A 12,765-nucleotide genomic window follows, 5' to 3' on the forward strand; every position below is an offset into this window, starting at 1 on the left:
AAGAAAGAGCCGGTCAGTTCGGAACAGCCTGAACCTTGGCGCGGGCCTGTTCTTCGGCAACGCGCTGAGCGAACATCTGCGTGAAGTCGATCGGGTCGATCATCAGCGGCGGGAAACCGCCGTTGCGGGTGACGTCGGCGATGATCTGACGAGCGAAGGGGAAGAGCATGCGCGGGCATTCGATGAAGAGAACCGGCAGCATGTGTTCCTGCGGGAAACCGGCAACGCGGAAGACGCCGCCATAGGTGAGTTCGGCATGGAAAACCGTCTTGTCGCCGTCCTTGGCTTCGGCATTCAGCGACAGTACGACATCGAAATCCGTATCGGAAAGCGGGTTGGCGTTGACGTTCACATTGATGTTGATCGTCGGCGCCTTGTCGCGGGCCTGCAGAGAACGCGGCGCACCCGGATTTTCGAAGGACAGATCCTTGGTATATTGCGCAAGGATTGAAAGGGTGGGGTTGGCCGCACCGTTGCTGTTGTTATCGTCTGCCATTGGCTTTTCCTCGAGGGGCATGGGAATGGTGCCGCCATCTAACATTTCAGGGAAGGGCTTACAACCCTGGGCGATTGCGCGGTTGATCAGCCGCAGTGCCTCAGTCGCCGATATGCTTGCCGGACCACGGCGAGTTGCGATCCGGCTCTCTATGATAATCCTCCTCGTCGAGATCGACCACCCTCGAGTTCGGCTTGCGGTCGCGGAGATCGGGTTGCGGGCCAGAGGAAGGGCCGCCCTTGGCATTGACGACGACGAAGCGTTTGGCGATCGCCCGCCAGACGAGATCGCGCACCGGCGGAATGAGAATGAGGATGGCGATAACATCTGTGAGGAAGCCGGGAATGATCAGGAGCAGCGAGGCAATGACGTTCATCGCCGGCCGCAGCAGGTCGCGGCCCGGCATCACCCCATTTCGTCCTTCGCTCGACATTTGGCGCAAAATGCCAATGCCCTGCCGGCGCAGCAGAACTACGCCGAGAACGAAACCCAGCATGACGAGCGCGAGCGTCAGCCACAATCCGATCGCCCGGCCGACAACGACGAAACCGGCAATTTCGGCGAGCGGCAACAGCAGAATGGAAGCTGGCAGGATCGAAAAACGCATGTCGGTCATGTCCCGGGCTCACCGGTCTCCTCTTGGCACCGGCGAAGATGCCAGCCATCATTTGAATCATCTGTATAGGCAGACTATATGGGAGTACAAATCAGAGATGTTAACGGCGGCTGCGATACGATATGAGTTCGAACGACTTCATCACATTGTTTTTCCTGGTGGCGGCTGTGCTGATTTTCTTTCAGCTCCGCTCCGTGCTCGGACGCCGCACAGGAAATGAGAAGCCGCCGCGCGATCTCTATACACCGCGGGATGCGGCTCCGGCCGAAGCCGCCGATGCCGGCAAGGTCGTGACGCTGCCGCGCCGCGATGCGACGACGGAGGATGAGGATCGCTTCGCTGCCATCGATGCTTTCGCGGCACCCGGAACTCCGCTCAACGAATCGCTGCGCGCGCTGAACAAGGCCGATCCCGCCTTCAGCCCGAAGGAGTTTCTGAACGGCGCCCGCATGGCTTACGAGATGATCGTCATGGCCTATGCCGATGGCGACCGGAAAACGTTGAAGAACTTGCTGTCGCGCGAAGTCTATGACGGCTTCGATGCGGCGATCGGCGAGCGCGATGCCCGGGGCGAGAAGGTGAAATCTACTTTCGTCGGCATCGACAAGGCCGAAATCACCCATGCGGAGACGAAGGGCAGCGAAGCGCAGATCACCGTGCGCATCGTCAGCCAGCTGATATCGGCCACCTACGACAAGGCGGATGTGCTGATCGAAGGCGACGCCGAAAACGTCGCCGAGGTCAACGACCTCTGGACCTACGCCCGCGACACCCGCTCGCGCGATCCGAACTGGAAACTCGTGGCGACCGAATCGGAACATGAGTGACCACGCATCGGACTTCGTCCCGCAGGCCATAAGCTTCGAAACTCTGGAAGGCTGGAAGGATGATGATCCCTCCGGCCTTTTTGAAGTCATGCGAAGCTGCCGCCGGCAGATCACCGATGTCAAACCGTACCGAACCGGATCGCTGGGCCTGAGCTCGGAAGACCTGCTTCCGCTTCTCGCTGCCGCCGAAGATTTCACGCCGTCATCTCCGGCGTCGGCGCGCGCCTTTTTCGAGATGCACTGTCGGCCCTTTCTGATCCGCCGCAAGGACGGCAATTCCGGCTTCGTCACCGCCTTCTACGAACCCGATATCGACGTGTCGGAGCGGCCGGACGAAATTTTCCGTTTTCCTTTCTACCGGCGGCCGGACGATCTGATCGACCTCGACGATGCCAATCGCCCCGCCGAGCTCGACAAGGCCTATGCTTTCGGCCGTCTGCATGACGGCCACGTCACTACCTATCCGGACCGCCGCGCCATCGATCAGGGGTTTCTCGAAGGCCGTGGCCTCGAAATCGCCTGGGCGAAGTCGAAGGTCGATGTCTTCTTCGTGCATGTGCAAGGTGCCGCCCGCTTGCGTTATGAGGATGGTCGTATCGGCCGCATCACCTATGCGGCCAAAGCCGGTCATCCCTTCTCGGCGATCGGCAAGCTGCTGATCGAGCGCGGCGAGATCGATCGGGCGGAGATTTCGATGCAGGCGATCCGTGCCTGGCTGGCGCGAAATCCCGAGCGCGTTGACGAGGTGTTATGGCATAACCGCTCTTATATTTTCTTCCGTGATGCACCCGTTGCCGATCCGCAGGCAGGTCCGATCGCAGCCGCCAAGGTGCCGCTTCTCGCCGGGCGCGCGCTTGCGGTCGACCGGATGATCCATACCTTCGGCTTTCCCTTTTTCATTCGCGCCGAAAGCCTCACCCATCTCGACGGCCGGCCGTTCCGCCGGCTGATGCTGGCGCTCGATACCGGCTCGGCGATCGTCGGGCCGGCTCGGGGTGATATCTTCACCGGCTCGGGGGACATGGCCGGGGAACATGCCGGCACCGTCCGCAACGACGCCGATTTCGCCATCCTCATTCCCAATGCCGCCGCCGGACGATTCGACTGATGGCCAGGGATCGCAAGCTGAGCACGGATGAGAGGATCCTCTGGGGCAAGGTCGCCCGCAGCACGCGGCCGATGCCCGGCAAGGCGGGCGAGTTGACCGAACTCGATGCCTTTCTTGCCGAAGCCGAAGCGGCAACCGAACGGGAGCAGGAAAAGCAGGCGCCAGCCACATCTATGCCGCTGCAGCCGGCAGCACCGTCAACCGCGAAGCCATCGGCCCGGGTGCATCATCCGCTGGAAAAGCCGGTCAAGCGTAAAATCGCCAAGGGCCGGCTGGCGCTCGAAGCGCGGATCGACCTGCACGGGCTGGTGCAGAGCCAGGCCCATGCCATCCTTCTCGATTTTCTGATCCGCGCCCACGAGCGCGGCATGCGCCATGTGCTGGTCATTACGGGCAAGGGCAGCTCGATGGGCAGCGACGGCGCGCTGAAGCGGGCTGTGCCTCTTTGGTTCTCGAAGCCGGAATTCCGCTACCTGATCTCCTCCTATGAACCGGCTGCACAGCATCATGGTGGTGAGGGCGCGCTCTACATTCGCCTGGCGCGGCGGCATGGGGAAAGGCCATGACACCCTTCGGAGAGGCGGTTCGCAGGCTGAGAGCGCGCAAGGGCGTCTCGCAGAAGCAGATGGCGGAAGCCCTGAATGTCTCCCCTGCTTATCTCTCGGCGCTCGAACATGGAAAACGTGGGCTGCCGACATTCGATCTGCTGCAGCGCATCGCCGGTTATTTCAACGTCATCTGGGATGAGGCCGAGGAACTGTTCCTGCTCGCGCGCTCATCCGACCCGCGCGTCGTGATCGACACCTCCGGCCTGCCCCCCGAATATACCGAATTTGCCAACCGGCTGGCACGCCGAATCCGCAGCCTTGACAGCGCCGAGATAGGCCGGCTATCGGCTCTTCTCGAAAATGGCGGCAAAGGCGACGGAAAAGCGTCATAATCCCCTGTTTTATGCCTTGTATTAGGGGCTTGCCATTGGGAAGTGGGTTCAAAAAACCTATATACAAGAGTGAAGAAAGCCGGTGATTCGCAAGGCGCGCCGCAGCTTTACGACAACAGGGAAAATCTCGACAGAATGAGCGATACATCCGCGACGGAAAACGGCGTAAGCACCGAATATGGCGCAGATTCCATCAAGGTTCTGAAGGGCCTCGATGCCGTGCGTAAACGCCCCGGCATGTATATCGGCGATACCGACGATGGCTCCGGCCTGCATCACATGGTCTATGAAGTCGTCGACAACGCGATCGACGAAGCGCTTGCCGGCCATGCCGACATCGTCACCGTCACCCTCAATCCGGATGGCTCGGTGACCGTCACCGACAATGGACGCGGCATCCCGACGGACATTCACACGGGTGAAGGCGTCTCGGCGGCCGAAGTTATCATGACGCAGCTTCATGCCGGCGGTAAGTTCGACCAGAATTCCTACAAGGTATCCGGCGGCCTGCACGGCGTCGGCGTCTCCGTCGTCAACGCGCTGTCCGTCTGGTTGAAGCTGAAGATCCGCCGTCACGACAAGATCCATGAAATGAGCTTCACCCACGGCGTGGCCGATGCTCCGCTGAAGGTCACGGGCGATGCGCCGAATGAGACCGGCACGGAAGTGAGCTTCATGCCGAGCACCGGCACCTTCACCATGACGGAGTTCGACTACGGCACGCTGGAGCATCGCCTTCGTGAGCTCGCCTTCCTGAATTCAGGCGTCCGCATCCTGCTGACCGACAAGCGCCATTCCGATATCAAGCAGGAAGAACTCCGTTATGACGGTGGCCTCGAGGCTTTCGTCGCTTATCTGGACCGCGCCAAGAAGTCGCTCGTCGACAAGCCGGTTGCCATCCACGGCGAAAAGGATGGCATCACCGTCGAAGTCGCGATGTGGTGGAACGACAGCTATCATGAGAACGTGCTGTGCTTCACCAACAACATCCCTCAGCGCGACGGCGGCACGCATATGGCCGGCTTCCGCGCGGCGCTGACGCGCCAGGTCGTTTCCTATGCCGACAGCTCCGGCATCACCAAAAGGGAAAAGGTAACGCTGCAGGGCGAAGATTGCCGCGAAGGCCTGACGGCGGTTCTGTCGGTCAAGGTGCCGGATCCGAAATTCTCCTCGCAGACCAAGGATAAGCTCGTTTCCTCGGAAGTCCGTCCTGTTGTCGAAAGTCTCGTCAACGAGGCACTGAACACCTGGTTCGAAGAACATCCGAGCGAAGCCAAAATCCTCGTCGGCAAGGTGGTCGAGGCCGCCGCCGCCCGCGAAGCGGCCCGCAAGGCCCGCGAGTTGACCCGCCGCAAGGGCGCCCTCGATATCGCTTCGCTGCCGGGCAAGCTTGCTGACTGCTCCGAGCGTGATCCGACAAAATCCGAAGTCTTCCTCGTCGAAGGCGATTCTGCCGGCGGCTCGGCCAAGCAGGGCCGCTCCCGCGAGAACCAGGCGATCCTGCCGCTGCGCGGCAAGATCCTGAACGTCGAACGCGCCCGTTTCGACAAGATGCTGTCGAGCCAGGAAATCGGCACATTGATCACCGCGCTCGGTACCGGCATCGGCAAGGACGAGTTCAATGTCGAAAAGCTGCGTTACCACAAGATCATCATCATGACGGACGCCGATGTCGACGGCGCCCATATTCGCACCCTGCTGCTGACCTTCTTCTTCCGCCAGATGCCGCAACTGATCGAGCGCGGTCATCTCTATATCGCCCAGCCGCCGCTCTATAAGGTCTCGCGCGGCAAGTCGGTGCAGTATTTGAAGGATGAGAAGGCGCTCGAAGAATATCTTATCAGCCAAGGCCTGGAAGATGCGTCGCTGAGGCTCGGTAGCGGCGAGGTTCGCGCCGGCCAGGATCTGCGCGAGGTCATCCTCGATGCTCTGCGCATGCGCGCGCTGCTCGACAATCTCCATTCGCGCTATAATCGTTCCGCCGTCGAACAAGCGGCGATTGCCGGAGCACTCAACGCCGAGCTCGCCAGCGATCCGGGGAGAGCGCTGGCGCTGGCAAACGAAGTGGCAGGGCGCCTCGACATCATCGCCGAGGAAACCGAGCGCGGCTGGCAGGGCGATGTGACAACCGATGGAGGGCTGCGCCTTGAGCGCATGGTCCGCGGCGTCAGGGAAATCGTCGTGCTCGACATGGCGCTGATCGGTTCCTCGGATGCCCGTCATATCGACCAGCTGACGGCACGCCTCAAGGAAATCTATCAGACGCCGCCGTCACTGCATCGTCGCGAAGGCGATGTCGAAATCTCTGGCCCCCGCGACCTGCTCGACGCGATCTTCGCAAGCGGCCGCAAGGGCCTCACCATGCAGCGCTACAAGGGCCTTGGCGAGATGAATGCAGAGCAGCTCTGGGAAACGACGCTCGATCCGAACGTGCGCTCGCTGCTGCAGGTCAGGGTCAACGACGCCACCGACGCCGATGGTCTCTTCGCCCGCCTGATGGGGGACGAAGTCGAGCCGCGGCGCGAATTCATCCAGGACAATGCGCTAAGCGTCGCAAACCTTGATATCTAATTGATTTTTCGAAAGTAAGCCCGCCGTCCCTGGACGGCGGGCTTTCGTTCGCCTGGCTACGGCTCAATTCGCGACGAAGCTGCCGTTGAAGGCGACCTCTGAGAGCGGCTTGCGCTGGCTGGGGAATTCGCGGGCCTGATTGCGTTCGGAAAGAACGCTCTTGTCGGCCAGCCGGCCGACGGCGACGCCTGCTTCGACCCGGTATCCCTCGGGAATGCTGAATGCCTGGCTGATTTCCTGGTGTTTGATGCCGCCCATGCCATGGGCGTAAAGGCCGGAGAGCCGCGCTTGGATCGCCAGATACCCCCATGCCGCACCGGCATCGAAGGAATGGGTGTAGCTCGGCTTTTCCTCAGCCGAGCCGGCAGCCCCGGTGAAGGCACGGGACACGACGAAGATCAGCGCCGACGCATTCCTGGCCCATTCCTGGTTGGCGTCGACGAGCAATGCGACGAATTTCTCCCAATGCTCCGAGCCCTTGAGGGCATAGATGAAGCGCCAGGGCTGCTGGTTGGAAGAGGACGGCGCCCAATGGGCGGCGTCGAGCAGGCTGAGCAGCTGTGCTTCCTCGATGATTTCGCCGGTGAAGGCGCGAGGCGACCAGCGATCGAGAAACATCGGATCGATCGGATAGTCGGATTCGCGGTTATTGCTCTTCGTCATGCTTGTTCCAGGGTTCGGGGCAGAATATTTGGATCGGGGATGGGCTTAGTCCATCCAGACGATGTCGAGTTCTTCGCGGAAAGCGAAGCGCTTCAGATGATCGTCGATGACGTGCTGCATCCTTTCCTGTTGCGAGGGATCGGCGACGGAAAGTGTCATGGTCAGCGTCGCATCGTCGGCCGCAAACGTCACCTCGGCGGTATCGCTGAACGGCACCCGGCCCTTCAGAGGATCAAAATCGACGCTGAACTTGTGGCTCCAGTGTTTGCAGAGCTGCTGCAGGTAGCGGCTTGCATGTTCGGTCGGTACGACGGCCTTCGAGAGATGCATTTCGAACTCCACGTCATTTTGTATGGCAAAGACATATTTCCTGCTTCACCGGCTTGGCAAGCGCAGCATCGTCGCAGTTGGAGTGTACAGACTGTCTTCATAAAAGCGGCCTCACGCCGGCGTCGAAGCAGGATAATAAACCGTTTAGTCAATCGATCGGGGAGTTGCGCATGCTGGTGAACGGAAAATGGACGGAAGACTGGCAGCCCGTTCAGGCAAAGGACGAAAAGGGCCGCTTCGTCCGCCAGACCTCGAGTCTCCGCAATTGGGTGACCCCGGATGGCAGCGCCGGGCCGACCGGCGAAGCCGGCTTTGAAGCCAGCGCCGGCCGCTACCATCTCTATGTCGCCTACATCTGCCCCTGGGCCTCGCGCACCCTGATCGGCCGCAAGCTCAAGGGTCTGGAAGACATCATCTCGGTCTCGGTGGTCGAACCGCTGCTGAGCAAGCAGGGCTGGCGCTTCGGTGATTATCCCGGCGCGACGGAGGATCACGTCAACGGCGTAACCTATATGCATGAAATCTATACCAGGGCGGCGCCGGATTTCACCGGCCGGGCCACCGTGCCGGTTCTCTGGGACAAGCAGAAAAAGACCATCGTCAACAATGAATCCGCCGATATCCTGCGTATGCTAAACAGCGGCTTCGGCGATCTGGCAAAAAATCCGATCGATCTTTACCCGGCGGAGAGACGCACCGAGATCGATGCTTTCAACGATCGCATTTATCCTGATCTCAACAATGGCGTCTACCGCGCCGGTTTCGCCACCACGCAGATCGCCTACGAAGAAGCCTTTGCCGATGTCTTTTCCTGCCTCGGCTGGGTCGAGCCGCAGTTCGAGGGCCGGTCTTTTCTCTTCGCCGATCATCCCACCGAGAGCGATATCCGGCTTTTTGTAACGCTGGTGCGCTTCGACGTCGCCTATCACGGCATCTTCAAATGCAATCTGCGCCGGCTTTCCGACTATGCCAATCTGCGCGCCTTCTGTCGCCAAATGCTGGATTGGCCGGGCATCGGTGAAACGGTGAATCTCGATCATATCAAGCGCGGCTACTATTCGATCGAAAGCCTCAATCCGACGAAGATCATTCCCTCCGGCCCGGATCTGGCGGAAATTTTTTAGAGCATGATGCCGGCAGGTACGGGCGGCTTTCGGCAGAAAATCATCCGAATTGCGGCGAAGCCGTACCGCTTCCGGGCAAAGCCGTAATGACACCGATGAATAATTCGTTCATAGGTGGCTGCAAAATCCGTTTTCGATGAGGAGGAATTCCATGAAGCTGATGCGTGTTGGCGAAGCAGGCAGTGAAAAACCCGCACTTCTCGATGCCGACGGCAAGATCCGCGATCTCTCCGGTCATGTCGCCGATATCGGCGGTGAAGCGATCACACCGACAGGCCTTGCAAAGATAGCGGCAATCGATCCGAAGAGCCTTCCGGAAATCGCGCCCGGCCGCATTGGCGCCTGCGTCGCGGGCACTGGCAAGTTCATCTGCATCGGCTTGAATTATTCGGATCATGCTGCCGAAACCGGTGCGACCGTGCCGCCCGAGCCGATCATCTTCATGAAAGCAACATCCGCAATCGTCGGACCGAACGACAACGTCATCATCCCGCGAGGTTCGGAAAAGACCGATTGGGAAGTCGAGCTCGGCGTCGTCATCGGCAAAACCGCCAAATATGTGACGGAAGCCGAAGCGCTGGATTATGTCGCCGGTTATTGCGTTTCCAATGACGTTTCCGAGCGCGCTTTCCAGACCGAGCGTTCCGGTCAGTGGACCAAGGGCAAATCCTGCGACACCTTTGGCCCGATCGGCCCCTGGCTTGTGACCAAGGATGAAATTGCCGAACCGCAGAACCTCGGCATGTGGCTGACGGTCAACGGCCAGAAGATGCAGAACGGTTCATCGAAAACGATGGTTTACGGGGTTGCGTTCCTCGTCTCCTATCTCAGCCAGTTCATGTCGCTGCATCCTGGCGACGTGATCTCGACCGGCACGCCTCCGGGCGTCGGCATGGGCCTCAAGCCGCCGCGCTATCTCAAGAACGGCGACGTGGTCGAACTCGGAATCGAAGGTCTCGGTACGCAGAAACAGACCTTTGTAGCGGATCGTTAACGACGCTTCCTGTTGAGAAACTTAAGTTTTCAGGTCGATTATGATGCCGGAGATCAATTCTCCGGCATTTCTTGTGTATGTCTGGTTCGCCAATGTTGCTGTGCAATAAAAACCTGTTAGGCTGCGCAACGTGCCCGCGTTACGAAAAGGTCCGATGCCTCTCAATCGGTGTCATCTTTTCGATAGAGAAAGGTGGCGCCTTCCGTGTTTTATCAGCTTTATGAATTGAACCATGCCGCCATGGCGCCGTTTCGCGCCGCGGCCGATATCATGCGATTTGCCTATGCCAATCCGCTGAATCCGTTCTCCCACACGCCGTTCGGCCGGACGATGGCGGCAAGTCTCGAAATGTTCGAACGTACGACGCGCCGCTACGGGAAACCGGAATTCGGATTGAAGCAGACAACGATCGGAGAAAAGACGATGTCCGTCCGAGAAGAGGTCGTCTGGTCGCGACCCTTCTGCAATCTTCTGCATTTCGCCCGCAGTGTTCCAGCCGCCCGCGGCAATGATCCGCGCATTCTGATCGTCGCGCCGATGTCCGGTCACTACGCCACGCTGCTGCGCGGCACGGTCGAGGCGCTGCTGCCGAGTGCCGATATCTACATAACCGACTGGATCGACGCTCGCATGGTGCCGATGACGGAAGGCACGTTCGATTTCGATGATTACGTCGACTACGTCATCGAGATGCTGCATTTCCTCGGTCACGACACGCATGTCATCGCCGTCTGTCAGCCTTCCGTCCCGGTGCTGGCTGCCGCTGCCGTGATGGAAGAAGCCAGGGATCCGCTTTCGCCGGCGTCGATGACGCTGATGGGCGGCCCGATCGACACGCGCATTAACCCGACGGCGGTCAACAAGCTCGCCCAGGAGCGGTCGCTGCAGTGGTTCTCCGACAATGTCATCATGAACGTGCCCTGGCCGCAGCCGGGCTTCATGCGCCCGGTCTACCCAGGGTTCCTGCAGCTTTCGGGCTTCATGTCGATGAATCTTGATCGCCACCTCGTCGCGCACAAGGAATTCTTCATGCATCTCGTGAAGAACGACGGCGAGCCGGAAAGACATCGCGATTTCTACGACGAATATCTCGCCGTCATGGATCTGACCGCCGAATTTTATCTGCAGACGGTGGAGGAGGTCTTCATCAAGCATTCGCTGCCGAAGGGCGAACTGATGCATCGCGGCAAACGCGTCGATCCGACGGCAATTCGCAATGTGGCGCTGCTGACCGTCGAAGGTGAGAATGACGATATCTCAGGGGTCGGCCAGACAATGGCGGCGCAAACCATCTGCGTGAACATTCCCGAAAATATGCGCATGCATTATCTTCAGCCGGATGTCGGCCATTATGGCGTTTTCAATGGCTCGCGTTTCCGCCGCGAGATCGCGCCGCGCATCATCGATTTCGTCCGCCAGCATTCCCGTTCTGCCGTCAAGCCTCCACTCCCGCGTGTAATCAAAGGCGGCCGGGCGGGCTGAATCAGGGATAGCTGAATTAGCAAAACGGATTCAAGGTGTTGTCCGATTTCGCGGGCAATCGTCTTGAAGGCGGTTATTGCGGTAACCACATCGATTTCAGCGTTCGGTATTCTGCCGGGCGCGGAAAGCGAGGGATACCCGCACGATGAACCAGTCAGCATTGCTTCGACCGGATTGGACTCCGGCTACCATTGCCCTGATGATTCTCGGCTTCATGGTTTTCTGGCCTCTGGGTCTTGCCATGCTTGCCTACATCATCTTCGGCGACCGTCTGCGTGGCTTCAAGCGTGACGTCAACCAGGCGACCGATGGCATCTTTGCCTCCTGCCGCCGCCCGCATGGCCGTCATCGCCCGCATTTTTCGACCGGCAACGTCGCCTTTGACGACTGGCGCAAGGCCGAACTCGACCGGATCGAGGAAGAGCGCCGCAAGCTTGACGAAATGCGCGAGGAATTCGACACCTATCTGCGCGAGCTCCGCCGCGCCAAGGATCAGGAAGAGTTCGACCGCTTCATGCGCGACCGCAGGAACGCCAAGCGCGATGACAACGGCCCGGTCGCTGAGTATCAGACGCCGTAAACGCCTGAACGATGAATTGATGACCGGCATCTCCCGATGCCGGTTTTTCCATGTCTGCCCTTCCGCCGATCATTTAGATTTGCCGGCGAATCGTATAGAAAACACGCATGTTCTCGCTTCTGAAAACAAGGTCGAAGGCGCGAAAGCCGGCTCCGCCCGAAATGCGGACGCTCGATGTCGCCGGCCGGCTCATGCCGCTGACGATCAAGCAGCATGACCGGGCGACACGCATCACGCTGCGCATCGAACCGGGTGGCCGCGCCTTGAAGATGACGGTGCCGAAAGGCCTTGCGGCGCGTGAGGTCAATGCCTTCCTCGATCGTCACCAGGGGTGGCTGCTCACCAAGCTTGCCAAGTTTTCGACCGATGCCGGCCTGCGTGACGGCGGCGAAATCCTCCTTCGCGGCGTTTCCCATCGCATCCAGCATAGCGGCAGCTTGCGCGGGCTGACGGAGGCGGTGTCCATAGATGGCATCCCGGTGTTGCGCGTCAGCGGCATGCCGGAACATGTCGGACGGCGCGTAGCGGCCTTTCTCAAGAAGGAGGCGCGCGCTGATCTCGCAAGACTGGCCACGATGCATGCCGCAACGATCCGGGCGCCGATCCGTTCGATCTCGATGAAGGATACCCGCAGCCGCTGGGGCTCGTGTTCGTCGGAGGGAAATCTGAGCTTTTCCTGGCGTATCGTCATGGCGCCGCCGTCGGTGATCGATTATCTCGCCGCCCATGAGGTCGCCCACCTCAAGGAAATGAACCACGGTCCGCACTTCTGGGCGCTCTGTGGCAAACTTTGCCCCGGCATGGACGAGGCGAAATCCTGGCTCAAGCGGCATGGCAGCCAGTTGCATGCCATCGATTTCGACTAAAGCATGTCGCGCAAAAGTGTGCAGCGGTTTTGCGCTAACGACATGCGTAAAAACAAAAGCTAAAGCGCGACAAGCGAATCTGAAAGATCGCGACGCGCTTTAGCGCATAACCCCGAAAATCGAATCGGTTTTTCGAAAAGGATTATGCGCAGATTTAAAGTGATAGAG

Annotated in this window: 14 protein-coding genes; 10 read left to right on the forward strand and 4 right to left on the reverse strand. The window is 59.7% G+C overall.

Annotation, left to right across the window (positions count from 1 at the left end; all coding sequences use genetic code 11):
• Window positions 1-13: 13 nt before the first annotated feature.
• Entirely contained in the window at window positions 14-496 is a 483-nt protein-coding gene (gene secB, locus HFO99_RS29615) for a protein-export chaperone SecB (protein ID WP_003544086.1), read from the reverse strand.
• A gap of 100 nt (window positions 497-596) precedes the next feature.
• Window positions 597-1,103, reverse strand: coding sequence for an FxsA family protein (locus HFO99_RS29620; RefSeq protein ID WP_315857379.1), 507 nt, complete (start codon window positions 1,101-1,103; stop codon window positions 597-599).
• 131 nt (window positions 1,104-1,234) lie between these two features.
• Between HFO99_RS29620 and HFO99_RS29625 the strand changes: the two genes are divergently transcribed.
• From HFO99_RS29625 to gyrB, 5 genes are all read left to right on the forward strand, one after another.
• The gene (locus HFO99_RS29625; protein WP_222365236.1) at window positions 1,235-1,939 is read left to right on the forward strand and encodes a Tim44/TimA family putative adaptor protein; all 705 of its coding nucleotides are present in this window, start codon (window positions 1,235-1,237) and stop codon (window positions 1,937-1,939) included.
• Window positions 1,932-3,047 carry a murein transglycosylase A gene (locus tag HFO99_RS29630; RefSeq protein WP_222365237.1) on the forward strand — a complete coding sequence of 372 codons (1,116 nt, stop codon included), beginning with the start codon at window positions 1,932-1,934 and terminating at the stop codon, window positions 3,045-3,047. Before HFO99_RS29625 ends, HFO99_RS29630 begins: the two co-directional genes overlap by 8 nt.
• Complete coding sequence (locus tag HFO99_RS29635) at window positions 3,047-3,613, forward strand: Smr/MutS family protein (RefSeq protein WP_222365238.1); 567 nt, start codon at window positions 3,047-3,049, stop codon at window positions 3,611-3,613. The genes HFO99_RS29630 and HFO99_RS29635 overlap by 1 nt, the downstream gene beginning before the upstream one ends.
• Window positions 3,610-3,987 carry a helix-turn-helix domain-containing protein gene (locus HFO99_RS29640; protein WP_222365240.1) on the forward strand — a complete coding sequence of 126 codons (378 nt, stop codon included), beginning with the start codon at window positions 3,610-3,612 and terminating at the stop codon, window positions 3,985-3,987. The genes HFO99_RS29635 and HFO99_RS29640 overlap by 4 nt, the downstream gene beginning before the upstream one ends.
• Window positions 3,988-4,122: 135 nt before the next feature.
• Window positions 4,123-6,558 carry a DNA topoisomerase (ATP-hydrolyzing) subunit B gene (gene gyrB, locus HFO99_RS29645; RefSeq protein ID WP_222365242.1) on the forward strand — a complete coding sequence of 812 codons (2,436 nt, stop codon included), beginning with the start codon at window positions 4,123-4,125 and terminating at the stop codon, window positions 6,556-6,558.
• A gap of 63 nt (window positions 6,559-6,621) precedes the next feature.
• Here gyrB and HFO99_RS29650 read toward each other — a convergent pair whose 3' ends face one another.
• Together HFO99_RS29650 and HFO99_RS29655 are read right to left on the reverse strand one after the other, a co-directional pair.
• Window positions 6,622-7,221, reverse strand: a complete 600-nt coding sequence (locus tag HFO99_RS29650; protein WP_222365244.1) for a nitroreductase family protein — start codon at window positions 7,219-7,221, stop codon at window positions 6,622-6,624.
• Between the two features lie 45 nt (window positions 7,222-7,266).
• On the reverse strand, window positions 7,267-7,551 hold the full coding sequence (locus tag HFO99_RS29655) for a DUF2218 domain-containing protein (RefSeq protein WP_222365246.1): 285 nt from the start codon (window positions 7,549-7,551) through the stop codon (window positions 7,267-7,269).
• Between the two features lie 170 nt (window positions 7,552-7,721).
• On the opposite strand from HFO99_RS29655, the gene HFO99_RS29660 reads away from it, so the two are divergent.
• The 5 genes from HFO99_RS29660 (at window position 7,722) to HFO99_RS29680 (ending at window position 12,597) form a co-directional block, all read left to right on the forward strand.
• On the forward strand, window positions 7,722-8,675 hold the full coding sequence (locus tag HFO99_RS29660; protein ID WP_222365247.1) for a glutathione S-transferase family protein: 954 nt from the start codon (window positions 7,722-7,724) through the stop codon (window positions 8,673-8,675).
• Between the two features lie 151 nt (window positions 8,676-8,826).
• Complete coding sequence (locus HFO99_RS29665) at window positions 8,827-9,669, forward strand: fumarylacetoacetate hydrolase family protein (RefSeq protein ID WP_222365248.1); 843 nt, start codon at window positions 8,827-8,829, stop codon at window positions 9,667-9,669.
• Between the two features lie 204 nt (window positions 9,670-9,873).
• Window positions 9,874-11,151 (forward strand): polyhydroxyalkanoate depolymerase, encoded by a 1,278-nt coding sequence (locus HFO99_RS29670; RefSeq protein WP_222365249.1) that lies wholly within the window; start codon window positions 9,874-9,876, stop codon window positions 11,149-11,151.
• A gap of 145 nt (window positions 11,152-11,296) precedes the next feature.
• Entirely contained in the window at window positions 11,297-11,731 is a 435-nt protein-coding gene (locus HFO99_RS29675; RefSeq protein ID WP_222249293.1) for a DUF2852 domain-containing protein, read from the forward strand.
• Between the two features lie 107 nt (window positions 11,732-11,838).
• Window positions 11,839-12,597, forward strand: coding sequence for a M48 family metallopeptidase (locus HFO99_RS29680; RefSeq protein ID WP_222365251.1), 759 nt, complete (start codon window positions 11,839-11,841; stop codon window positions 12,595-12,597).
• The last annotated feature ends 168 nt before the right edge of the window (window positions 12,598-12,765 follow it).

It is taken from the genome of Rhizobium leguminosarum (assembly GCF_019798305.1).
Classification (GTDB): Bacteria; Pseudomonadota; Alphaproteobacteria; order Rhizobiales; family Rhizobiaceae; genus Rhizobium; species Rhizobium leguminosarum_U.